Annotated in this window: 27 protein-coding genes and 1 pseudogene; 21 read left to right on the top strand and 7 right to left on the bottom strand. The window is 49.3% G+C overall.

All coding sequences use genetic code 11. The annotated features are described in order from the left end of the window. The first annotated feature begins 161 nt into the window (after positions 1 to 161). The 5 genes from C4N24_RS13380 (at position 162) to C4N24_RS13360 (ending at position 5,014) form a co-directional block, all read left to right on the top strand. A complete protein-coding gene (locus C4N24_RS13380) occupies positions 162 to 2,087 on the top strand; it encodes an alpha/beta hydrolase (protein ID WP_112091815.1) in 1,926 nt (641 codons plus the stop codon). Between the two features lie 334 nt (positions 2,088 to 2,421). After that, on the top strand, positions 2,422 to 2,988 hold the full coding sequence (locus tag C4N24_RS13375) for a hypothetical protein (RefSeq protein WP_242983281.1): 567 nt from the start codon (positions 2,422 to 2,424) through the stop codon (positions 2,986 to 2,988). A gap of 14 nt (positions 2,989 to 3,002) precedes the next feature. Continuing rightward, positions 3,003 to 3,803 (top strand): ADP-ribosylglycohydrolase family protein, encoded by an 801-nt coding sequence (locus tag C4N24_RS13370; RefSeq protein WP_112091814.1) that lies wholly within the window; start codon positions 3,003 to 3,005, stop codon positions 3,801 to 3,803. 164 nt (positions 3,804 to 3,967) lie between these two features. Continuing rightward, positions 3,968 to 4,792 carry a purine-nucleoside phosphorylase gene (locus C4N24_RS13365; RefSeq protein WP_112091813.1) on the top strand — a complete coding sequence of 275 codons (825 nt, stop codon included), beginning with the start codon at positions 3,968 to 3,970 and terminating at the stop codon, positions 4,790 to 4,792. A 12-nt stretch (positions 4,793 to 4,804) separates the two neighbouring features. Continuing rightward, on the top strand, positions 4,805 to 5,014 hold the full coding sequence (locus C4N24_RS13360; RefSeq protein WP_112091812.1) for a PfkB family carbohydrate kinase: 210 nt from the start codon (positions 4,805 to 4,807) through the stop codon (positions 5,012 to 5,014). On the opposite strand, the gene C4N24_RS15185 is transcribed toward C4N24_RS13360, so the two are convergent. The 7 genes from C4N24_RS15185 to C4N24_RS13330 form a co-directional block, all read right to left on the bottom strand. Beyond that, a complete protein-coding gene (locus tag C4N24_RS15185; RefSeq protein WP_146746812.1) occupies positions 4,961 to 5,173 on the bottom strand; it encodes a hypothetical protein in 213 nt (70 codons plus the stop codon). The two genes, C4N24_RS13360 and C4N24_RS15185, sit on opposite strands and share 54 nt — an antisense overlap. A gap of 560 nt (positions 5,174 to 5,733) precedes the next feature. Beyond that, positions 5,734 to 7,098 carry a sensor histidine kinase gene (locus C4N24_RS13355; protein ID WP_112091811.1) on the bottom strand — a complete coding sequence of 455 codons (1,365 nt, stop codon included), beginning with the start codon at positions 7,096 to 7,098 and terminating at the stop codon, positions 5,734 to 5,736. Then, on the bottom strand, positions 7,089 to 7,751 hold the full coding sequence (locus C4N24_RS13350) for a response regulator transcription factor (protein ID WP_181573094.1): 663 nt from the start codon (positions 7,749 to 7,751) through the stop codon (positions 7,089 to 7,091). Before C4N24_RS13350 ends, C4N24_RS13355 begins: the two co-directional genes overlap by 10 nt. A 38-nt stretch (positions 7,752 to 7,789) precedes the next feature. Further along, a complete protein-coding gene (locus C4N24_RS13345; RefSeq protein WP_242983280.1) occupies positions 7,790 to 8,167 on the bottom strand; it encodes a NisI/SpaI family lantibiotic immunity lipoprotein in 378 nt (125 codons plus the stop codon). After that, the gene (locus C4N24_RS13340) at positions 8,160 to 8,903 is read right to left on the bottom strand and encodes a lantibiotic immunity ABC transporter MutG family permease subunit (protein WP_112091808.1); all 744 of its coding nucleotides are present in this window, start codon (positions 8,901 to 8,903) and stop codon (positions 8,160 to 8,162) included. The genes C4N24_RS13345 and C4N24_RS13340 overlap by 8 nt, the downstream gene beginning before the upstream one ends. A gap of 2 nt (positions 8,904 to 8,905) precedes the next feature. Continuing rightward, entirely contained in the window at positions 8,906 to 9,652 is a 747-nt protein-coding gene (locus C4N24_RS13335) for a lantibiotic immunity ABC transporter MutE/EpiE family permease subunit (protein ID WP_008705323.1), read from the bottom strand. Then, positions 9,653 to 10,531: a lantibiotic protection ABC transporter ATP-binding subunit gene (locus C4N24_RS13330; RefSeq protein ID WP_242983279.1), complete on the bottom strand. Its 879-nt coding sequence runs from the start codon at positions 10,529 to 10,531 to the stop codon at positions 9,653 to 9,655. It abuts the gene before it with no gap. Between C4N24_RS13330 and C4N24_RS13325 the strand changes: the two genes are divergently transcribed. From C4N24_RS13325 to C4N24_RS13250, 16 genes and pseudogenes are all read left to right on the top strand, one after another. Beyond that, positions 10,530 to 10,799, top strand: coding sequence for a pyridoxal-phosphate dependent enzyme (locus C4N24_RS13325; protein ID WP_242983282.1), 270 nt, complete (start codon positions 10,530 to 10,532; stop codon positions 10,797 to 10,799). The genes C4N24_RS13330 and C4N24_RS13325 overlap by 2 nt on opposite strands. A gap of 237 nt (positions 10,800 to 11,036) precedes the next feature. Further along, positions 11,037 to 11,501 carry an Hsp20/alpha crystallin family protein gene (locus C4N24_RS13320; protein ID WP_112091807.1) on the top strand — a complete coding sequence of 155 codons (465 nt, stop codon included), beginning with the start codon at positions 11,037 to 11,039 and terminating at the stop codon, positions 11,499 to 11,501. 236 nt (positions 11,502 to 11,737) lie between these two features. Then, positions 11,738 to 12,772, top strand: a complete 1,035-nt coding sequence (locus C4N24_RS13315) for an alcohol dehydrogenase (protein ID WP_112091806.1) — start codon at positions 11,738 to 11,740, stop codon at positions 12,770 to 12,772. A 134-nt stretch (positions 12,773 to 12,906) separates the two neighbouring features. After that, entirely contained in the window at positions 12,907 to 13,308 is a 402-nt protein-coding gene (locus tag C4N24_RS13310) for an adenine deaminase C-terminal domain-containing protein (RefSeq protein WP_347475241.1), read from the top strand. 162 nt (positions 13,309 to 13,470) lie between these two features. Then, positions 13,471 to 13,947: a pyridoxamine 5'-phosphate oxidase family protein gene (locus C4N24_RS13305; protein WP_112091805.1), complete on the top strand. Its 477-nt coding sequence runs from the start codon at positions 13,471 to 13,473 to the stop codon at positions 13,945 to 13,947. An 85-nt stretch (positions 13,948 to 14,032) separates the two neighbouring features. Beyond that, entirely contained in the window at positions 14,033 to 14,557 is a 525-nt protein-coding gene (locus tag C4N24_RS13300; RefSeq protein WP_242983278.1) for a peptide-methionine (S)-S-oxide reductase, read from the top strand. A gap of 17 nt (positions 14,558 to 14,574) precedes the next feature. Then, positions 14,575 to 15,294, top strand: a complete 720-nt coding sequence (locus C4N24_RS13295; RefSeq protein ID WP_112091804.1) for a DUF554 domain-containing protein — start codon at positions 14,575 to 14,577, stop codon at positions 15,292 to 15,294. 29 nt (positions 15,295 to 15,323) lie between these two features. Continuing rightward, positions 15,324 to 15,584, top strand: a complete 261-nt coding sequence (locus C4N24_RS13290) for a hypothetical protein (RefSeq protein ID WP_004798084.1) — start codon at positions 15,324 to 15,326, stop codon at positions 15,582 to 15,584. 52 nt (positions 15,585 to 15,636) lie between these two features. After that, positions 15,637 to 16,128, top strand: a complete 492-nt coding sequence (locus C4N24_RS13285; RefSeq protein WP_005922554.1) for an HD domain-containing protein — start codon at positions 15,637 to 15,639, stop codon at positions 16,126 to 16,128. 2 nt (positions 16,129 to 16,130) lie between these two features. Then, positions 16,131 to 16,643, top strand: a complete 513-nt coding sequence (locus C4N24_RS13280) for an NAD(+) diphosphatase (protein WP_112091803.1) — start codon at positions 16,131 to 16,133, stop codon at positions 16,641 to 16,643. A gap of 138 nt (positions 16,644 to 16,781) precedes the next feature. Beyond that, positions 16,782 to 17,003, top strand: a complete 222-nt coding sequence (locus C4N24_RS13275; RefSeq protein WP_112091802.1) for a hypothetical protein — start codon at positions 16,782 to 16,784, stop codon at positions 17,001 to 17,003. A gap of 455 nt (positions 17,004 to 17,458) precedes the next feature. Continuing rightward, the gene (locus C4N24_RS13270; RefSeq protein WP_112091801.1) at positions 17,459 to 18,073 is read left to right on the top strand and encodes a class I SAM-dependent methyltransferase; all 615 of its coding nucleotides are present in this window, start codon (positions 17,459 to 17,461) and stop codon (positions 18,071 to 18,073) included. 1 nt (position 18,074) lies between these two features. Beyond that, positions 18,075 to 18,683, top strand: coding sequence for a class I SAM-dependent methyltransferase (locus tag C4N24_RS13265; protein ID WP_112091800.1), 609 nt, complete (start codon positions 18,075 to 18,077; stop codon positions 18,681 to 18,683). A gap of 9 nt (positions 18,684 to 18,692) precedes the next feature. Then, positions 18,693 to 19,556 (top strand): MBL fold metallo-hydrolase, encoded by an 864-nt coding sequence (locus tag C4N24_RS13260; RefSeq protein WP_112091799.1) that lies wholly within the window; start codon positions 18,693 to 18,695, stop codon positions 19,554 to 19,556. Positions 19,557 to 19,696: 140 nt separating this feature from the next. Next, a complete protein-coding gene (locus tag C4N24_RS13255; protein ID WP_242983277.1) occupies positions 19,697 to 20,254 on the top strand; it encodes an L-2-amino-thiazoline-4-carboxylic acid hydrolase in 558 nt (185 codons plus the stop codon). Further along, positions 20,251 to 20,542: pseudogene (locus tag C4N24_RS13250) on the top strand (hypothetical protein); the annotation flags it as partial. The gene C4N24_RS13255 and the pseudogene C4N24_RS13250, both read left to right, overlap by 4 nt.

The following is a 20,542-nucleotide window of genomic DNA, read 5'->3' as shown; positions in this document are numbered from 1 at the left end:
TTGCCATATTTCGCACAACAGCACCACAAAATTGTTTTAAAATGTACAGATTGTGAATAATGACAATCAGCAAATTGACGGATAGAATGAAACCAACGTTTGAGAGATAAGTGATAGTACTAACATCTCTCCACAAAAAAAGAATGAAAGGAAGTAAAGAAATGAGTAAATCAGCAAAAAGAGTGTTTTGTATCGCACTGGTCCTGATACTGGTGAGCTGCATTTTTGCCTCTCTGATTCAAACCGATTTTGGCAAGGTTCAGATTACCACCGTCAACATTGTCACAGATAGTGGTTCAACACTATGCGGTCATCTTTATAGACCTAAGGACGCGACCGCAGAGAATCCATTACCCGGCATCGTTACCTGCCACGGCAATTACAACAACAAGGAAATGCAGGACGTTAACGCGATCGAACTATCTCGGCGCGGTTATGTTGTCCTTAATGTCGATGAATACCGTCATGGACATTCAAGCCCGGCAGACTTTGAGACGTGGCACATGACCTCCGTTGATGCTGTTGACTATCTCTATGAGCTTGATTTCGTTGATCAGTCTCTTATAGCTGTCACCGGTCATTCAAGAGGCGCAAAAATGGCAAATGAAGCCATGAAAGAGAATCTCATCCGCGCTGCTGCCGGTCAGCCCATGAAGCTGAAAGCGGTTCTCCTTGTAGGTTCTGAACCTTGGTTTGACAGCTTCAAGCTTGAAGATGCTACTGTAGGCGGAAGTTCTTCCACTACTCAGAGTTTTACCCTTACGAGTGAGCTTGAAGCACTCATGGAAGAAATAAACGCACCTGTTGATCTTGCAGTAAACTATGGTGTCATATACGCTTCCTGTGACGAAGGGAACACGATGTGCGACAGCGTTGGAGGAGATGTACGTCGCTTCCTTGAGAGCGATAAGGCAATTGACTTTGTCGATCAGATTGGCGCCGGTCTTGAGCACGGTCAGAAAGTAGAAGACGGCAAATTCTATTACGGCGAGATTGATGGAGAGACTTACAGCCGTGTGATTTTCGTTAACAAGGAAATACACCCCCTCAATCATTTTTCCAAGGCATCCGCCGCTGACCTCATTACCTATTTTTATACCGTACTCGGTGTTCCCGCCGGACATGAAGAAATCGCCAATACCAACCAAGTATGGCTCCTCAAAGAGATAATGAATCTCATCGGTCTCATTGGTCTGTTCATGCTTATTTATCCTCTTGCCTGTGCTTTTATGAAGCTCCCGTTCTTCTCTGAACTCGCTGCCGCTGAAACGCCGCGCAAGCTCCCCGGATTCACGGGCAGCAAGGACAAGCTTATATACTGGCTTCAGTGGATTTTGTATGCAGCAATACCTCCGTTGCTTCTCTTCCCTGTTGAATACAAGTGGATCGGCGCAGGCAGCGTCGCTCCCAGTACATACAACGACTTCTTTGGACAGCCCAACACAAACGAGCTGGTTGTATGGTCTCTCTGCATTACCGCCCTCTCCCTCATCGTCTATATCTTGATGTTCAAATTCTACTACGCAAAGAGAGGCAGAACGCTTGATGATATTGGTGTCAGAATCTCCGCAAAGAGATTCTTCAAAAGTCTGCTGCTCTCAGCCCTCGTTGTAGCAATCCTTTACTACATAGTGTTCCTTGCAGACTTTCTCTTCAAGGTTGACTTCAGAATATGGGTCATTGCTGTAAAGACATTCGAGCCCATGCATCTTGTTCTTGCACTGACCTATGTTATCGGATTTGCGGTATTCTACATCGGCAACTCTCTGTTCACTAACAGCAACCGTATTGAGGGATGGGCAGAATGGAAAGTCCTTCTCGTAAGCTGCATTGGCAATATATTGGGTATATCCATAATCATTGCGTTCCAGTATATAACGTTTGCCTCAACAGGGCATCTCCCACTCAACGCAATACGTGTTATAAATCTCTTCCCGCTTGTTGTTCTTATCCCCATTGCCACAATCATAGGACGAAAGTTCTACGATAAAACCGGTAATATTTATCTCGGTGGTATTGTAATGGGTATATTCTACACATTCGTTACGGTCGCAAACACCAGAACAGACGGTTTCTGGCTCATGTAAGCTTGCAATTTATTCTCACTCCTTATGCGCTGAAAAGGGGAACGTCGTTCGCGGCGTTCCCCTTTTCAGCGCGATTTTTCGGAGTTATCCTGTATTGGTTCTTGAAAAATTCATACAAACACGCTGATGGACTTTGCGCGTTACAGCGCTTACAAGCTCGGTATCCCGTTCATCGCCGTGCCGACAATCGTCTCCTCCGACGCTTCACGGCGGACATCTGCTCCATCATCATCGACGGGCAGAAGAAGTCCATTCCCATGCAGGCGGCAGACGCAGTAATCTGCAACATGGACATCGTCTCCGGTGCGCCGATACCATCGGCGGGTTCAATGCTATGCTGACCCGGCAGAAGGAGCAGGAGGGCGAGGCCAATGTGACCACGATCCTGTTCGACCATGAGGTGCAGCTGCTGCACGACCGTTTCCCACTGAAGGCTGTTGCACCGCTGACCGAAAAGGACTATTACGTCCGGGGCTGTACGGCGCTACTGGACGCCATTGGCTACGGCGTGGAGAAGATGGCGAACATTCAGCGCCATCTGCCGGAGGACGAGCGTGCCGAAAAGGTCATCTTTGTCATCACCACCGACGGACTGGAAAACGCCAGCAAACGGTTTAGCTATGAGAAGATCCGCCGGATGATCGAGCGGGAAAAAGAGCAATACGGCTGGGAGTTCCTGTTCCTCGGTGCCAACATGGACGCCGTGAAGGAAGCTGCCCGCTTCGGCATCTCGTCCGACCGGGCTGTGCGGTTCGAGAATGACGCACAGGGCGTGGCGGTCAACTACCACGTTGTCAGCGAGACAGTCTCCCGGATGCGGGAAGCACCCTGCTGCGCGTCCATCGGCGCAGAGTGGAAAGAACAGATCGAAGCTGATTTCCAGAAGCGGCATCATAGGTAAGGGAGGAAACAGCCATGTTGGGAGCAATTTTGGGCGATATCGTGGGCAGCCCCTTTGAATTTGACCACAACAATTACAAGCACAAGGACTTTGCGCTGTTGAGCGAAAAATCGCACTTCACCGATGATACCGTCATGACCGCTGCGGTGGCAGTTGGTCTGATTAACGGAAAGGGTCTGCCGGAGAGAACATTTTGTGCAGTGCAGCATGAAATGCGGTTCTGGGGCCGTGAATATCCCCATGCCGGTTACGGCGGGATGTTCCGCCGGTGGCTGCACGCAGAAAATCCGAATCCCTATGGCAGTTTCGGTAACGGCTCGGCTATGCGGGTGGCGGCAGCGGGCTGGCTGTTCGATACGCTGGACAAAACGCTGGAAATGGCAAAAGTGACCGCTGAAGTCACCCACAACCACCCGGAGGGCATCAAAGGCGCGCAGGCCACAGCGGCAGTGATTTTTCTGGCCCGTACCGGCCACAGCAAGTCGGAAATCAAACAATATGTGGAGCAGACCTTCGGTTATGACCTGAACCGTACCTGCGATGAAATTCGGCCGACCTATCATCATGTGGAGACCTGTCAGGAAACTGTGCCGGAAGCAATCATTGCTTTTCTGGAAAGCGTCAGTTTTGAGGATGCACTTCGCAATGCAGTTTCTCTGGGCGGCGACAGCGACACCCTTGCCTGCATCACCGGCGGCATTGCCGAAGCTTTTTACGGGATGCCGCAGGAACTGCGGGACGAGACTTTGAAACGTCTGCCGGAGGATATCCGGGAAGGATATGAGCTGTTTCGGTGGAACATCGGCCAGAGATAAGACATTCGGAGAACCAAGGAGCAGATACAACACACTCGTGATGTGAAGTATCTGCTCCTTGGTTTTTAATAAGACTCGATGAAGGGCGTCTTGCATCGGCCTGAAAAATCCGATATACTGAACCCAGAGAGTATATCGAATTTTTGGGAAAAGGAGAGAACGGTATGGAACATCTTTATGAAAAGGCACTGGAAAGTGCGGAATATATCAAGACGCACACGAAAAAGCGCCCGAAGATCGCGGTGGTGCTGGGCTCCGGCCTTGGCAAGCTGACCGCGGACTTTACGGACACGGAAGAACTGTCCTACAAGGATATCCCCAACTTCCCGGTATCCACGGTGGCAGGACACAAAGGTGCATTGTTGGCTGGCAAGCTGGGGAACACGGAAGTCTACGCCATGGAAGGCCGCTTCCATTTCTATGAGGGCTACTCCATGAAGGAAGTCTGCTACCCGTTCTATGTGTTCAAGCTGTTGGGCGTGGAAAAGGTGGTGTTGACCAACGCCTGCGGCGGCATCAACCGGGAGTTTGCGCCGGGCACCCTGATGCTCATTACCGACTTCATCAACATGATGGGCACGAACCCCCTCATTGGCCCCAACGATGAGCGCTTCGGCCCCCGCTTCCCGGACATGACCGAACCTTACAGTCTGGAACTGCGGAACCTTGCCAAGCAGACCGCCGATGAACTGGGCATTGCCTACAAGGAGGGCGTTTACATGGGCTTTATGGGTCCTTGCTATGAAACGGCGGCTGAAATTCGCGCCTTTGCGGGGATGGGAGCCGATGCCGTGGGCATGAGCACCGTGCCGGAAACCATGGTCTGCAACTACATGGGCATGAAGGTACTGGCCGTCAGCTGCATCACTAACATGGCCACCGGCATCCAGACGGTCAAGCATAGCCACGCCCGCGTGCTGGAGATCGCAAATCAGGCAGGCGATACCCTGTGCCGATGGCTGGGTGCGGTGATTCAGAGAATGGAGTAAAAAAGATATACCATGAAAATCCTTTCGTTTGGTTCCCTCAACTACGATTATACCTATGAGGTCGAGCACTTTCTCGCGCCCAAAGAGACCCTTGCAGCCAAGTCCATGCAGCGGGGCTTTGGAGGGAAAGGCGCAAACCAGTCTATCGCCTTTGCACGAGCTGGATTGTCAGTATACCATGCGGGTCGTGTCGGCGCAGATGGACAACCATTTGTGGATTAGCGTGTCCAGTTCCGAAAGCGGCAGCGTTTCAAAGGATGTTTCCCAGCCACGCTGACGCTTCCTTTCCCGGAAGTAGTCAACGGCTTCATGGTACAGTACCAGCTTGCAAAAATGGTCGAACTGGCAGCGCCTCCCGTAATCATCAGGGGTAACTTTCATCTTCTCACCCCCTTTCCGTGGGGAGTGAGCAGGATGATCCTGTCCGTTGTCAGGGGCCTATGCTGGCCCTGGTCTGCTGACCGCCTCCTTTTCCATCTGATTTTTTGCCGGAAATGACAATCCGCGAAAATCGACAAAAATCGCCCGGCAGGTCGTAAACCTACCGGGCGACGATTTGAAGCGTTTTGTTGTTTTCTTACATGGTATAGTTTATACTCATAGCCGGAATATTCCCGTGGCGGGGCAAGGCTTTTTTTAAGCGGTAGAAGTGGATTAGATTATAATGATAGTAAAACAGCATGGCGGCGTCCTCCCGTGGGCCGCCATGCCTTTAACTGCTGGGAATGACAGAAAGAAAGCAGCGGCCTTGATTTCTCAAAACCGCCACCAGTGAATATAAATTAAGCGTGAAAATGGGTCTGCCCAGCAGCGGTTTTTTTCTTTTCTGCCGCTGGGCAGATGTTTTTTCTTTAGATACATGATAAGAGGAATTTTTGAAGATTCCATAAAGATTTGAAAAATGGACGGACATAAAAGACGTCCATTACACTATCGGAAAATCAGCAAGGAAGTTTCATAGTAACCTTTGCGCCGCCGGTTTCTTTTGAATTTTCTAAAATAAGCTGACCATTATGTTGTTCCATAATCGAATTTGTAATATATAGACCCATACCAAAGTGTAACTTTGAATTGCGGCTTTGATCGCCCATATAGAACCGTTCCTGTGCGTGGCATAATGCCTCTTTAGAAAACCCCGTTCCCTCGTCTGTGACTGAAATTTCCACGAAACCGTTGTTACTCTGAACATCCACATAAAGCGTTCCGCCTTGCGGGGAGTAGTCCAGCCCATTACTGATAACATTCATAATAGCACGTTCTATCAGCACCCTATCAAATTTCAGCATTTGAGGGAGTGAAACAGTATTCATTTGCAGCCGGATTTCTTTTGTCCGGCATAGTGATTCCATATAACCGAACAAGTGCTGCATGAACGCTGGCAAGTCTATACTTTCAATATGGAGCTGATAACCAACCGCCGCCCGTGATATATCAATCAGGGTTTGAATATATGACTGCATCTGGCCGGAGCTTTCCACGACGTAACCAGCGTATAATCGTTGCTCATCATCAAGATTTGTTTCTGTGAGTAAATCAGCATTTCCTTGAATAACCGTCAGAGGCGTTTTCAAATCATGGGCAAGCGCGGCGATTTGCTCTTTCTGTGTCTGTTCGGTTTTCCATTGCCGTTCTAACGAAATTTTCAGATTATCTTTCATATCTGAAAAAGATGCAAGGACATCTTCAAACTCTTTGATTTTGGCGTGTCCTACTTCAAAATCAAGGTTTTGCTTTGAAACCTCCGCAGTTGCTTCAAAAAGCGGGGCCAGTTGTGTACGCAGGTTCTTAGCAAATCTGGCGGTCAGTATGATAATGACCAGCAGCGAATTTACAGCCATCAGGATAAGCGCAAGCGTGTCAGGAGATGGAAAATATTCCGGTAGCCATGACACTGTAAATTGAGAACCAATATAATACCTTAAAACGCAAAATTCGTTTTCCCGGACAACAAGTGCAAACTGCCTCCCCGTAGCATATTCAATATATTCTCCCTTTGCGTACAGCAGGGCAATTTCTTTTTCATCATCGTCCATATTGCTGTAAAGCTCATTAAAGTTCTTGTCCAGAATTAAGTAGCCGCATCCCTGTGGAATCACAACCTTTGTAATATCCGGGGCAATCGTCAGCGTTGGAATGATCTCTTTTACCTGCAATTCACTTAGATTTGCTCTTGTAGCTAATCCAGCATTTACAGCAAGTCCCTCCAAACCAGAAGGGACAATAATTGCCGCTACCAGCATGACAATGAGGGAGATAGCAAACTGGCGAAACAATATTTTCAATGTAGGTTTCTTTTTCACTCCCATTTATATCCTATCCCCCATACGGTGCTGATCGGACTTATTTTGAAATGCTCCAATTTCGCACGAATATTTTTTATATGCGTTGAGATCGTAGAGTTATCGCCTATTCCATCAAACCCGAAAACGGCTTCATAGATTTGTTCTTTTGCAAAAACCTGTCCCCGGTTTTTCGCAAGGTATTCACAGATTGAATACTCGCTTTTGGTAAGGGGAACCGGCTGTTCTGAAACATACAGTACCTTTGCGGAAAGGTCAAATCTTATATCAGGCTCAAATGAAAGTGTGCTGTGATGCTCCCTTTTTTCTCTGCGTAAATGTGCCGCGACACGGGCGCGAAGCTCCTGAATACGAAAAGGTTTCGTAATATAATCATCCGCACCGATGCCCAATCCAAACAATATATCTTCCTCTAATGTCTTTGCGGTCAGAAAGAGAATCGGGCAGTCTACCATATTCCTGATCTGTTTGCAAAACTCAAACCCGTCTGTGCCAGGCATCATCACATCCAAAAGAATGAGGTCATAGAAATGCAGCTTTTTGATGTCTACATCATCCGCATTTTGACAGACTGTTATCAAATATCCATCTTTCCCCAAACTGTTCTTAATCAATTCCAAGATAGAAACTTCATCGTCAACTACAAGTAAGTGGGCCAAAAAATCACCTCCCGCCCCATTATACCACATTGTCGAGGTTACTCATCATTATTTTTAATGTCAGCTTTCCGATATTCATTGTTGATATTTACAGCTACGGCATTGCTTATATCCACATCCACAATACTGTAAACGTAGCCGTAACTGAAATCTTCCCCCGCCACATTTTTGAAGCGTTTCGATACCTGCCCGATTTCTTCTTGCAGTTCTGACATTTCAAGACATTCATCCGTTATGGTATATGTCAGGCCGTTATATGAAATTTCATCATAGTTTGCGGCGTTCAGCTCATAATACGGCAGAGATTCATTTAACGCCTTATTTTTATCGGCGGTATCGCGGAGCGCACCGCAGGCCGATAAGCATATAAGACTTACAAGCACAATTACCACGGCAAACAGGCACTTTTTATTCACCGTTTTTACCTCCCTCCCAACCATGAAACCAAACCAAACTGGCAATCAGCAGACAAACAGTGCAGCATACAGAAATAATCATACCGCTGAAAAAATCGGTTTTTACCTGTGCATACAGTTGGGGGCTATCCCATGCAAGCACAGTGTAATCCATAGCACGAACGCCCCAGGCCCAGGGAATATATTTCCATGTAGCGTCACCAAGCCCTGTTATCATAAGGGCAGCTATTAAACTCCCTGCAATTCCCAATCCCATAGATGCACCTTTTCCGAAGCTCATTCCCACAAACAAATGAATCAGGTAAATGGGAAGCATGGTAATCAACAATAGAATCCCTGCTTTCAGGTAAAGGCTTGCCGGAGCACCCCTATATAGTGCAGCGAATGTTCCTAACGCTAAAAATGTTGCGCCAAAAGCACAGATCATCAGAAAACCAAGTTTACCAATATACGTTGCCGTGCGAGATGGGATTGTTCCCAACAAAAGCTGATAATGCCCGGCCTGATTTTCGATCTGAACAACCAGGCCCACAATAATGCCGATCAGAAACGGGAACGCAACGGCCAGCACTTCCAGATAGGCACTGATTTTGGTTGCCAGTTCCCATCTGGACATATGATAGTAACCCGCAAAAATCGCCGCACATATAATTGGAATCATGCTGTGCATATAGAGCAAAATGCTATGTTTACACTTCTGATATTCTGCTTTCCAGCAGCGAACCACAGATACCATAGTTACCCCACCTCCTTTTTCTCAAACCATCTTGCAGTTAAAAATGACAGCGCCGCAAACCAGGCCAGCGAAATGACCAATACAAGTATAATCATCCAAAATGCCATTGCCGTACTCTGATCTGCAACCGGCTCACCATTAGGCAAAATACCTAACACGGAAATCATAAGATGCGGCACCCAGCTATACGGACAGATCATCCACAAAGAGGTTGTAGCCGTGAAAATCCCTAAAACGCTTCCAAGTCCGGCATTAAGAATAACCGTGACAAAGATACCAACTTTTTTTGATAACCATAAGCACAGCGGAACTTCCCATAGGCTTGCAATGACAATACAAGCTGTTCCGGCCGCAGCCTGCCAAATTCCGATTGTCAGGGGAATTTCGTTGATAACTAATATTGCAAAACCGCCCAACAGATTTAGCGCCAGGAAAATGAAATTCCCCACACAGGAGTAAATACCGGCCACTCCAATTTTTGCTTTCCAGACTTTGTTCTGCGAAACAGGCAATGAAGCAACGGCACGATATTTTAGTTTGCCATTATCCCGCTGTTCAATCAAGGCACAGGTGAGCGTAAGGAATCCAGGATAAAGCAGGATATACCACCAATTATAAGAATTGAGCTGGAACCAAAGAGGGGCAAAAAAGTTCATAAGCGCAGTTACAAACGGGGCCAGAACGATCAGCGTTTTTGTGAAAGTTCTCTTATGCTTTAGGTTCTCTGCCTGAATATATGCCATCTCCATTTAATATCCCTCCTTACCATTTCTGCGAACAACATCCATAAAGAGTTGTTCCAAATCTTCACCGGCGCGAAGCTCTCCCTCATATCCAAGGACGCCGCCAGCAATGATACCCACATGATCTGCAATCTGCTGGACTTCTGACAGAATATGGCTGGACAAAATAACTGTAATCCCTTTGCAGGGAAAAGAGCGAATTAACTCTCGAAGTTCCTCAATCCCTAAAGGGTCAAGGCCGTTAGTCGGTTCATCCAGAATCAAAAGCTGGGGACTGTTCAGCAATGCAATAGCAATACCAAGCCGCTGCTTCATACCAAGAGAAAACTGCCCGGCCCGTTTCTTGCCGGTATTCGTGAGCTGGACAATTTGCAATACCTCGTTAATTCGTGCATCGTCCAGGCCGAGCAATGTAGTTCTGACTTTGAGATTTTCGTATGCAGTCAGATTTTCGTAAAGCGGGGGCATCTCAATCAAAGCACCGATATGCTCCAGATCATTCCGATTCCACGGGTGGCCGTCAAACTCGATGCTTCCCGATGTGGGGCGCAAAATGCCGGTGAGCATTTTTAAGATCGTGGATTTGCCAGCCCCATTCGGCCCCAGCAGACCATAAACCGAGTTGCGCCGGATGTTCAGTGACACATTGTTTACCGCCATTTGCCCCTTGAAATTTTTGCAGAGGTCAGTCGTTTTCAAAATCATATCCATATAATCAAGTCCTTTCTTTGATTCTACGGATAGCATACCGGGCAATTTTGAAGATTTCATAAAGATTCCCGAAAACAGAATAGCCCGTAGGTACTGCTTGATGTTGCGGACGCGGGTTGTGTTCTCCCGCAGGCCATCCAGCACAAAGCGGATATGTTCGCCGTTGAGCTTCATGTATGATGTGCTGGAAAGCGCACTTTCCGACTATCTGCGGCCAGACTGGAGCGATGCGTGCATCAATGTCCGCACCGAGGAAGCCTACGAAACGGCCCATGAGGTGCTGCGGGCGGAAGGATTGTTTCTGGGCACATCGGCAGCAGCGGCTTTGCACGCAGCGGTGCAGGTGGGCCGCAGACCGGAGAATCAGGGAAAGAACATCGTGGTCATCGTCCCGGACAACGGCATGAAATATCGGTCTACGCCGATGTACCGGCAGAAATAATAAAAACACGATGATACGACTGAATTTCAAAAAGATTGCATAGGATTTTATAAAAGTGTTATTCTTTCATGAATTTTAGCACTCTTCTATTGACACTGCTAATGAACGGTGCTATAACAGTGGCGTGCTCAGGAGGAAGGGCAAAAGGAGAACCGCAAGGCTCCCCGGAAAGCCCTTCTGAATGGACGCTTCAGATTTTTTGCCCCGACCCGAACGCCGGGATTGGAGGAATGATTTATGCTTATGCCGACTGTTTTCCATGAAAACCTGTTCGATGATTTCTTCGATCCGTTCTGGAATGACGCTGCACTGGAACGTATGATGAACCGTGAGGCTCGTGATACCTTTGGTAAGCGCGGTGCAAACATGATGAAGACCGATGTCAAACAGACGGACAACGGCTACGAAGTAGCGGTTGACCTGCCGGGCTGCAAGAAGGAAGACGTTCAGATGGATCTGAACGACGGCTACCTGACCATTCAGGCAGTGCGCAGCCACAGCAGCGACGAAAAGGATCAGAAGGGCCGCTATCTGCGGCGCGAATCCTTCTCCGGCACCTGCGCGCGCAGTTTCTACGTGGGCGATGTGAAGAAAGAAGACATCCACGCAAAGTTCGAGGATGGCGTCCTGCACGTCGAGCTGCCTGCTCCTCAGCAGACGAAGGCTTTGCCTGAGAACCCGAATCTGATTGAGATCGAGTAAATGCCGACCGTGTGCGCCAAGGCACAACGCACATAAGATGCCCCCGGAGAGCCGCAACAAGCCCTCCGGGGGCATTTTTGTTTCGCTATCTTTTCCGCAAGGGAAAACCATGGTATACTGAGAACAGCAACTCAGAATTTATGGAGGTACCTCACTATATCCTGTGAGCCGGGAGAGCGGCTGGCTTTTGCGGTATACTCCGTTCGGAAAGATCAAAGCGCATGGAGGGAATAAGCATGCTGACCTATACCTATGTTTCAGAGGGAACGTTTGCCCTGATGGAAAAACCAAAGCCGGTGCTGCAGCACGAGCGGGACGCCATTGTAAAGGTGACCCTTGCCAGTATCTGCTCCAGCGATCTGCACATCAAGCACGGCAGCGTGCCCCGGGCGGTGCCCGGCATCACCGTAGGGCACGAGATGGTGGGCATCGTGGAAGAAGTGGGCAGTGCGGTGACCAATGTGAAACCCGGCGACCGGGTGACGGTGAACGTGGAGACCTTCTGCGGAGAGTGCTTTTTCTGCAAAAAAGGCTTCGTGAACAACTGCACCAATCAAAACGGCGGCTGGGCGCTGGGCTGCCGCATCGACGGCGGGCAGGCCGAGTATGTCCGGGTGCCCTTTGCGGATCAGGGACTGAACAAGATCCCGGACGGCGTTACCGATCGGCAGGCGCTGCTGGTGGGCGATGTGCTGGCCACCGGCTTTTGGGCGGCACGCATCTCGGAAATCACCCCCGAGGATACCGTGCTGATCCTCGGTGCAGGGCCGACCGGCATCTGCACGCTGCTGTGCGTCATGCTGCACAGCCCCAAGCGCATCATCGTCTGTGAAAAGGACGCAAGCCGCCTGCAGTTCATCCGTCGGCACTACCCGCAGGTGCTTACCGTGCAGCCGGAGGACTGCGCCGCCTTTGTGCGTGCCCACAGCGACCACGGCGGGGCCGATGTGGTGCTGGAGGTGGCAGGGGCAGACTCCACCTTCCGGCTGGCATGGGAGTGTGCACGGCCCAACGCCATTGTGACGGTGGTGGCGCTGTACGATAAGGCACAGACCCTGCCGCTGCCGGAAATGTACGGCAAAAACCTCACCTTTAAGACCGGCGGCGTGGACGGCTGCGATTGTGAAGAAACGCTGCGTCTCATCGCAGAAGGCAAGATCGATACCGAACCGCTCATCACCCACACCTACCCCCTGCGCCGGATCGCAGAGGGCTACGAGCTGTTTGAAAAGAAACGGGACGGCGTGATCAAGGTGGCAGTGGAGTGCTGACAGTCTGCGCCAAGGCGCAACGCACATAAGGTGGCCCCGGAGAGCTGTAACAAGCCCTCCGGGGCCATTTTTGTTCCTGGCATCTTTTCCGCAGCGGCAAGGCGTGGTAGAATAATGGCAGAACCAATCCACAGGTGAGAAAATCGAACTTCAGCCTGAAATGCGGAGCCGTTGCATCGAGCATCGCACATGATTCCCATAACCTGATCGTGACAGGGGACAACGATACCGATATGATGCTGGCCGGCAACACTGTGCGGAAAAACAAAGGCGGACTTGCGTTTGTGGCAGATGGACAGGTCGTGGCAGAACTTGCGCTTCCGGTGGCCGGATTGATGAGCACCGAAAGCGCAGAGAGCGTTGCGGCGAAAATACAGGCGCTGAACGATGCCCTCAAGGCACATGGTGTAGCGGAAGATATCGGCATCTTTATGACCCTCGCCTTCGTCAGTCTTCCGGTCATTCCCAAACTCAGACTGAATACATACGGCATCATCGATGTAGCGCAGCAGAAAGTCGTTCCGGCTGTTTTTTAATAGGCGATAACAAAAATACTGCCGGAGACCGACCCGAAAGGTCCGTCTCCGGCAACAGAACAGTTCGTTCCTACTCTTAGAAGTGAGCCGCATCAAGAGAAAAATTGACGGAAATTCTTATTTGATAAATCGGAATTGTATCAGCGTAAGGAGAACAATATCATGTTCAGAACAATTCGTAAAAAGAAAAATGAAATCAGCACCGATGCAGCAAAGACTCTTTTGCAGTCCAGCCGACGTGGCGTTCTTGCCGTAAATGGAGATGACGGATATCCCTATGCAATTCCTATCAATTATGTCTACGATGACGATGCGCAGAAAATTTATTTTCATGGAGCACGAGTAGGTCATAAAGTAGATGCACTGCGTGCCTGTGACAAAGTATGCTTCACGGTATATGGAAATGAAACCATCAAAGAAGAAGATTGGGCACCGTTTGTGCAGAGCGTTGTGGTTTTCGGCAGATGCCACCTCGTAGAATCCGGTGCAAGAGCAACAACTCTGTTAAAACGATTTGCAATGAAATACTATCCCAGCGAACAGTTAGTTGATGAGGAAATTGCCCACGCAGGAAAGGCTGTGCAAATTTTCGAAATAGAAGTGGAGCACCTCAGCGGTAAGGAAATACAGGAACGATAAATTCGCGTTTGTGGAAGTTATAAAGGGGTGCATCATGGAAATCGAGTATAAACAAAAGATTTCACGGCCGAAAGGAGTACAGAGCATGGATGCAAACTATACCAGTAGAAGAAGGAAAGTCAAGAGTATGGAAACGGTATACATTGCAGGCGGGTGCCTTTGGGGCGTCCAGCATTTTTTTGACACGGTGCCCGGTGTACGGACGACCGAAGCCGGGAGAGCCAACGGAACAACAAACACGCTGGACGGCCCGTATGATGGATACGCAGAGTGCGTTAAAGTGGTCTTTGATGAGAAATGTACCAGTGTTACAGAGCTTATGGAGCATCTGTTTGAAATCATCGACCCGTACAGCCTGAACAAACAGGGCGTTGATGTTGGAAAAAAGTATCGCACGGGGCTTTACAGCACAAATCTCGGACATCTGGAAGAAGCAAGAGCCTTTATTGACAGCCGGAAGGACCGGGATAAAATCGTTGTGGAAGTGCTGCCGCTGACGAATTACGTCCGGAGTGCAGAGGAGCATCAGCATCATCTGGAGCGGTACCCGGAAGATTGCAGCTACTGTCATATCCCGGATGAAGTCTTAAACAAATACAGGAATCAGTAAGCAAAGGAAAAACGAAAATGCGGGGATTGGGAACGATCATCAATGCGCTGGCCATTGTGATGGGCGGTGTGCTGGGTATTTTGTTCAAACGCTTTCTGAAAGAGCGCTATCAGGATACAATCATCAAAGCCACGGGCTTTTCCGTGGTGTTTCTGGGAGCGGCGGGAACGCTCTCCAAGATACTGACGGTTAGGCCAGACGGAACTTTGAGCACCGGTGGCTCTATGGTCATGATTCTATCGCTGGCGTTGGGTGCGCTGCTGGGTGAACTTATTGATCTGGATGCACAGTTTGAACGCTTTGGCGAGTGGCTCAAACACAAGACTGGCAGTGACGGCGACAACCAGTTCGTCAACGGCTTCGTGTCGGCATCCCTGACGGTGAGCATCGGGGCCATGGCCGTCATCGGCTCCATTCAGGATGGCATCTGCGGCGACCATTCCACGCTGGTGGCAAAAGCGATTCTGGACTTTATCATTGTGCTCATCATGGCGTCCTCCATGGGCAAGGGCTGCGTGTTTTCATTTATTCCGGTGGCAGTTCTGCAAGGTGCTATGACGGCTCTTGCGGTAGTGCTGTCCGGCTTTATGACGGACGCTGTGCTGAACAATCTCTCGCTGGTAGGAAATATTCTGATTTTTTGTGTGGGCATCAATCTGGTATGGCCAAGAACTATCAAGATGGCAAACCTGCTGCCGTCCCTTCTGGTTGCAGTGGCGCTGGCGGGGATTTTATGAATCGGAATTTGTAGAGGGAGTGTGATTATATGAAAAACAATAGCCCACAAAAGCAGGCCGCCATTTCTTGGATCATTTTGATGATAGGAATATTGCTCGCAGTAATAGGAGCAATGACGGCAAAGGAGTACAGAGTAAACCTATGCCTGCTAATCGGTGCAATGGTTGTTATTGGTGGTATTGTATATCATCTCACCATGATGAAATGTCCTTATTGCGGTTGCTCGCTTGTTGGTTATAGGCCGATCCCTAAAGAATGTCCAAAGTGTCATAAAAAATTTGAAGAATAAGTTCGCGTTTATCAAGGTGAACATTTAAGCATTAAAAACGGGAGTGAAACAAATGATGACCATTGCACAGATCATGGAAAAGATGATCGCCTTTTCCGAAGGGAATATCCATGACATCACGCACCTGAGCTGTGTGTGGACCTATGCCAAAACCATTGGTGAGCTGGAGGGGCTGGACGCAGACACGCAGTTTATTCTGGAGGTGGCGGCCATCACCCACGATATCGCCTGCCCGCTCTGCCGCAAAAAGTACGGCAACACCAATGGTAAATATCAGGAGCAGGAGGGTGCCCCGCTGGTGCGGGAGTTCTTGGCGGATACCGGCATGACAGCAGAACAGATCGACCGGGTGGCCTATCTGGTAGGGCACCACCATAGCCCGGCGCAGATCGACGGCATTGACTATCAGATTCTGATTGAGGCAGATTATATCGTCAATGCGTCCGAAAGCGGGTACGACCAGCAGGCGATCCGAACCTTTATGGAACATACGATGAAGACGGCAGCAGGTATCCGGCTGACGAAAACAGTGTTTGGAGTGTAAAAATGATTCAGAAGCATTGCTTTGAATGCGGTACGGCATTGATTGAAAAAGAACTGGAAGAAGAGGGCATTGTGCCTTATTGCCCGAAATGCCAGCAATACCGGTTCCCGATGTACAATGTGGCAGTCAGTATGATTGTTGTGGATGAGGAAACCGGGAAAATTCTGCTTATCCAGCAGTACGGCAAGCCCTCTTATATTCTGGTGGCTGGATATGTGAACCGCGGTGAGGCAGAAGAACACGCCGTGGTGCGGGAAGTCCGGGAAGAAACCGGGTTGGAAGTAGAGCACCTCCGGTTCAACCGTACCAAGTTTTTTGAGCCGTCCAACACGCTGATGTGCAACTTTACGGCTTTCGTCAGAACCGCAAAGGCGCTACATATCAACCACGAAGTGGACCGCTGCAAGTGGTTCACCCCACAGGAAGCCAGAGAAAACATCCGTCCCAACAGCCTTGCAGCGGAATTTTTGAATGCGTATCTGGACGAAGTGGGGAATAGGCCGATGGAGATGTGATTCGTGGCTGTGCCACGGGAATTTTGACGGAAAGTATGGAAAAAAGTTGGTTCGGCCTGTTTCGGTTGACTTTTTTATAAAGAATCGGCATATTGATACTATATAGTATCAATAAGTATCAACTGCGAGGTGGACAGAATGGATGGGGCACAGTTTGCCAAAATGCTTTCAGATAAGCATTTGTTTGAACTCAATCGGATGGAATACAAGTACTCGACTGTCAGCGTCAAAGAATTTGCCGAATTGCTGCGGCAAAACTTTGCGCAGCCTCTGCCGTTGACTGATTTTTCTGGAAATAAGCTGTTTTACCTGCCGAACCTCGCGCAAATTTCAACAAAAGGTATACAGAAAACAGAATAGAATCATCTTCGATGTCTCGTTGGGAAACTAACGGGGTGTTTTTTGCCCAAATTTGGCTGTATAGAACACTGAAAAGTCAAAACGAACCGTAGGTAGTCCTGCAAGGACAACTAAAGTGCGCCTATGAGGCCGACGCGAAATCGGAGGATTCTTGTTAAACTTACTATACTATACCATTGCAAAAAAGAAGTGAGCACGATATAATATGGATAAGAAAGCAAAAGTTACCGCAATGGTGTGAAAATAGATTTTGGCTGTTTCCATAAGGAGGAGATCGAGAGGTGTTATCCTCAGTGGCTGAAAGCGCAGATGTGTGATGCTTGCAGCAAGCTATTTGTATAAGCCGAAAGGCCGCAGAAATGCGGCTTTTCCTAAATGCATGAAATTAGCCGAACCTAACTTGTAAATGTGCGCATGATGGTTAGATGAAACTAACTATAAAAGGAGAGACAGCAATGCGAGAACACAAGAATTTCTGGGACAGAAATGCAGGTCTGTATGACTGCTTTATGCGAAAAGACAGGGCAGTATACGAGAAAATGTATGAGCTGATCCGTCCGGTCGTGAAAGACAAAACAGTGCTGGAGGTGGCTACCGGAACGGGACTGATCGCCAAGCACATCGTAAAAGCAGCGGCACACATCGAGGCGACGGATGCCTCTCCGGAAATGATTACAGAGGCCAAACGGGGGAATTACTCTGCGAAGCTGCGTTTTTCCGTGCAGGATATGTTTTCTCTGCCATACGCGAGCAAATCATTCGACGTGGTAATCGTATCAAACGCACTGCACATTGTGCCTCAGCCAGAAAAATCACTGCGAGAGATCAAACGGGTGCTGAAGGATGACGGTGTGCTGATTGCGCCTACCTTTACGCACGCAGAAAACTCATTTCCCGGTAAGATCAAAGCCTTTTTCATGAATCTGGCAGGCTTTCCTCTCCACAGCAAGTGGACGAGTGAAGAATACCTAAAATTTCTGCAACAGAATGATTGGACAGTGCGAAAAAGTGTTGTTCTAAAGGCATCTTTTCCGCTGACCTATACGGAATGTGTGAAATCGGAGGTGTGATATGTCCTTTTTTGAAAACACCCGCAAGCCCGTAGGTCTTGGCGGGAAAATCATGGTTGCCATGATGAACGTTGGCCACAGCGCAATGGCAGCGTGGGGGCTGAGTTTTTTACAGCCTGCCCCGGATGCCATGGTGCTGGACTGCGGCTGCGGCGGTGGAGCGAACATTAAAACGCTGTTGAAACTGTGCCCCAACGGCAAGGTGCAGGGCATCGACTACTCAGCTGTCAGCGTGGAAAAAGCGCGAAAAGTCAATGCCAGAGCCATTGCGGCAGGACGGTGTACCGTGCAACAGGCAAGTGTGGCAGAGCTGCCGTTTGAGGCGGAGCAGTTTGATGTGGTGACCGCCTTTGAAACGGTCTACTTCTGGCCGGAGCTTGCACAGAATTTCAGAGAGGTTTATCGGGTGCTGAAGCCCGGCGGAATCTTTTTCATCTGTAACGAAGCAAACGGCGAAACGACAAAAGACGACAAATGGACGCAGATCATCGATGGCATGACCATCTATACGGACACTGCACTGAAAGAGTATCTGGAACAAGCAGGATTTTGTCAGATTCAGAGCCACAAAAATAAAAAGGGCTGGCTGTGCATCACAGCACAGAAATGAGGTGCGATCATGTCGAAAAAGGCAACGGAATTTCAAAGAAAAGCAATGAGCTGGATGTACCGGGGCAAGGAGATCTTCAAGCCTTTGAACACCGGCTGGATCGATGAAAATGTCGCCTGTGTGCGGGAGTGGGTGGCAAATATCTTTTTCTACCGCAAGGGCGATACGACCATTATGGTCGATGCGGGATATAACTACGACCGCCTTGCCGAAAAAATGGGCTGGCTTGGGATTGATCCGAAGTCGATACACCATATCCTTATCACCCATCAGGACACCGACCATGTGGGTGCGGTGGAAGCAGACAGTCCGGGGCTGTTCCGGAATGCGAATCTGTACATCGGCGAGATCGAGAACCGGTATCTTACCGGCGAGGAGCGGCGAAAAGTCATCTATCATCTCTATAAATTGCCGCAGGTCACGATCAACAACGAAAAGGTACTGCTGCACGATGGGCAGGTACTTGACATTGACGGCGTCAGGATCGAGTGTTTTCTGGTTCCCGGCCATACATGGGGACATATGGTCTACCTCATTGACGATAAATACCTTTTTACCGGCGACACGCTGTGGTTTGGCGCGGACGGCGGCTACAGCTTCATTTCCTCGCTGGCGGAGGACAATAAGCTGGCTGTGCAGTCACTGGCGGAGCTGGAGCGGAAACTGCGCGCACGTGGGCTGCATCCATATTTCATCACCGGTCACACGGGATGGACGGACAATTTTGCCTTTGCGTTTGCCCACAAAGACAAGAGCTGTTCACCATTCAAAAAACGAGTACACGACCCATCGGCGCCCTATGATGCCTACGACGAATCGGACGACACCGAAGAAAATGCAAAGAGCGGTTTTCTGAAAGGTGTGGGAAGATGAAGGACAGCGAATTACAAATTGACCGTAGCTGCCATGTGCTGTATTCCAAACCCTGCAAAAAAGAAATACAGGCAAAAATTGCTCTGCATTATCCAGAAGTCGAGCGAGAGGCTGTTTGGGAAAAGGTGCAACGGCAGTATGTGGATTTTCTTTCAGACTGGCGCACTGATTTGGGCGGTAAACGGAACTTCCACAACGGCGCAGGCGGCACCTATGACTGCATCGCCATTATGAGCTACTATGCGGTCTGCAAGGCGGTTACATCCTTCCACGAGATCGAGAAGATGGAAGAAAATCTGATCCTGCCGGCCTTCCGGAAGCTGCGTTTTGTTGATATCAACAAGCCGTTTTGGAGGAAGCTGATGTATCGGGCATTCAGCACCGCCCAAAAGCACTGTGACACATGGCATGATTACGAGATGGATGTTGCGCCTTACGAAAACAGCAGGCCCATCTATTATGAATTTACGGCGTGTCCGGCGGCGGAATTTGCCAAGCAGTTCGGATTTGCGGACATTATGCCCGCCCTGTGCAATGTGGATTTTGCAGCGATGGAACTGCTTCACGCAAGGCTGGTGCGGACGACCACCTGCGCGAATGGCTGTAAGTGCGACTATACCATCTGCGGCGATCAAGACCCGTATGCAAAGGAACATCCCGAATATCGGGACGAAAATGGATACAGGAGGAATAAGTGATACTTTTACAAACGATTTTGGAGGGCCTGGGACTGGGGGCGCTGTTGATTCTGATCTGTGCCGTGGGCATCCGCAAGGGGGCTGTTGGCATGGTGCATCTTTACAGCCCGGCGGTGCGGCAGCGGTGCGTAAAACTGGGGCTTACAAGCCCGGAACGCATCCGACGCAACAGCCTGCTGTTCAAAGCCGTCTGCGTCCCCGGCTATATCAGCTATGTGCTGGTCTGTGTCTATGGGATAAACGGTGCGCGCAGCTTTGCGGCGGGCTTCTGGCAGCTGCTTGTCATCT

Source organism: Faecalibacterium prausnitzii (genome assembly GCF_003287405.1).
Classification (GTDB): domain Bacteria; phylum Bacillota; class Clostridia; order Oscillospirales; family Ruminococcaceae; genus Faecalibacterium; species Faecalibacterium intestinale.
Note: the sequence above shows the minus strand (reverse complement) of the source record. Positions and strands in the feature narration are given on the sequence as shown.

What these genes read in the sequence shown, in the direction of transcription:
- C4N24_RS13380 (WP_112091815.1), top strand. Translation starts at nt 162, where the DNA reads ATGAGTAAATCAGCAAAAAGAGTGTTTTGTATCGCACTGGTCCTGATA.
- C4N24_RS13375 (WP_242983281.1), top strand. Translation starts at nt 2,422, where the DNA reads ATGCTGACCCGGCAGAAGGAGCAGGAGGGCGAGGCCAATGTGACCACG.
- C4N24_RS13370 (WP_112091814.1), top strand. Translation starts at nt 3,003, where the DNA reads ATGTTGGGAGCAATTTTGGGCGATATCGTGGGCAGCCCCTTTGAATTT.
- C4N24_RS13365 (WP_112091813.1), top strand. Translation starts at nt 3,968, where the DNA reads ATGGAACATCTTTATGAAAAGGCACTGGAAAGTGCGGAATATATCAAG.
- C4N24_RS13360 (WP_112091812.1), top strand. Translation starts at nt 4,805, where the DNA reads ATGAAAATCCTTTCGTTTGGTTCCCTCAACTACGATTATACCTATGAG.
- C4N24_RS15185 (WP_146746812.1), bottom strand. Translation starts at nt 5,173, where the DNA reads ATGAAAGTTACCCCTGATGATTACGGGAGGCGCTGCCAGTTCGACCAT.
- C4N24_RS13355 (WP_112091811.1), bottom strand. Translation starts at nt 7,098, where the DNA reads ATGGGAGTGAAAAAGAAACCTACATTGAAAATATTGTTTCGCCAGTTT.
- C4N24_RS13340 (WP_112091808.1), bottom strand. Translation starts at nt 8,903, where the DNA reads ATGGTATCTGTGGTTCGCTGCTGGAAAGCAGAATATCAGAAGTGTAAA.
- C4N24_RS13335 (WP_008705323.1), bottom strand. Translation starts at nt 9,652, where the DNA reads ATGGAGATGGCATATATTCAGGCAGAGAACCTAAAGCATAAGAGAACT.
- C4N24_RS13325 (WP_242983282.1), top strand. Translation starts at nt 10,530, where the DNA reads ATGTATGATGTGCTGGAAAGCGCACTTTCCGACTATCTGCGGCCAGAC.
- C4N24_RS13330 (WP_242983279.1), bottom strand. Translation starts at nt 10,531, where the DNA reads ATGAAGCTCAACGGCGAACATATCCGCTTTGTGCTGGATGGCCTGCGG.
- C4N24_RS13320 (WP_112091807.1), top strand. Translation starts at nt 11,037, where the DNA reads ATGCTTATGCCGACTGTTTTCCATGAAAACCTGTTCGATGATTTCTTC.
- C4N24_RS13315 (WP_112091806.1), top strand. Translation starts at nt 11,738, where the DNA reads ATGCTGACCTATACCTATGTTTCAGAGGGAACGTTTGCCCTGATGGAA.
- C4N24_RS13305 (WP_112091805.1), top strand. Translation starts at nt 13,471, where the DNA reads ATGTTCAGAACAATTCGTAAAAAGAAAAATGAAATCAGCACCGATGCA.
- C4N24_RS13300 (WP_242983278.1), top strand. Translation starts at nt 14,033, where the DNA reads ATGGATGCAAACTATACCAGTAGAAGAAGGAAAGTCAAGAGTATGGAA.
- C4N24_RS13295 (WP_112091804.1), top strand. Translation starts at nt 14,575, where the DNA reads ATGCGGGGATTGGGAACGATCATCAATGCGCTGGCCATTGTGATGGGC.
- C4N24_RS13290 (WP_004798084.1), top strand. Translation starts at nt 15,324, where the DNA reads ATGAAAAACAATAGCCCACAAAAGCAGGCCGCCATTTCTTGGATCATT.
- C4N24_RS13285 (WP_005922554.1), top strand. Translation starts at nt 15,637, where the DNA reads ATGATGACCATTGCACAGATCATGGAAAAGATGATCGCCTTTTCCGAA.
- C4N24_RS13280 (WP_112091803.1), top strand. Translation starts at nt 16,131, where the DNA reads ATGATTCAGAAGCATTGCTTTGAATGCGGTACGGCATTGATTGAAAAA.
- C4N24_RS13275 (WP_112091802.1), top strand. Translation starts at nt 16,782, where the DNA reads ATGGATGGGGCACAGTTTGCCAAAATGCTTTCAGATAAGCATTTGTTT.
- C4N24_RS13270 (WP_112091801.1), top strand. Translation starts at nt 17,459, where the DNA reads ATGCGAGAACACAAGAATTTCTGGGACAGAAATGCAGGTCTGTATGAC.
- C4N24_RS13265 (WP_112091800.1), top strand. Translation starts at nt 18,075, where the DNA reads ATGTCCTTTTTTGAAAACACCCGCAAGCCCGTAGGTCTTGGCGGGAAA.
- C4N24_RS13260 (WP_112091799.1), top strand. Translation starts at nt 18,693, where the DNA reads ATGTCGAAAAAGGCAACGGAATTTCAAAGAAAAGCAATGAGCTGGATG.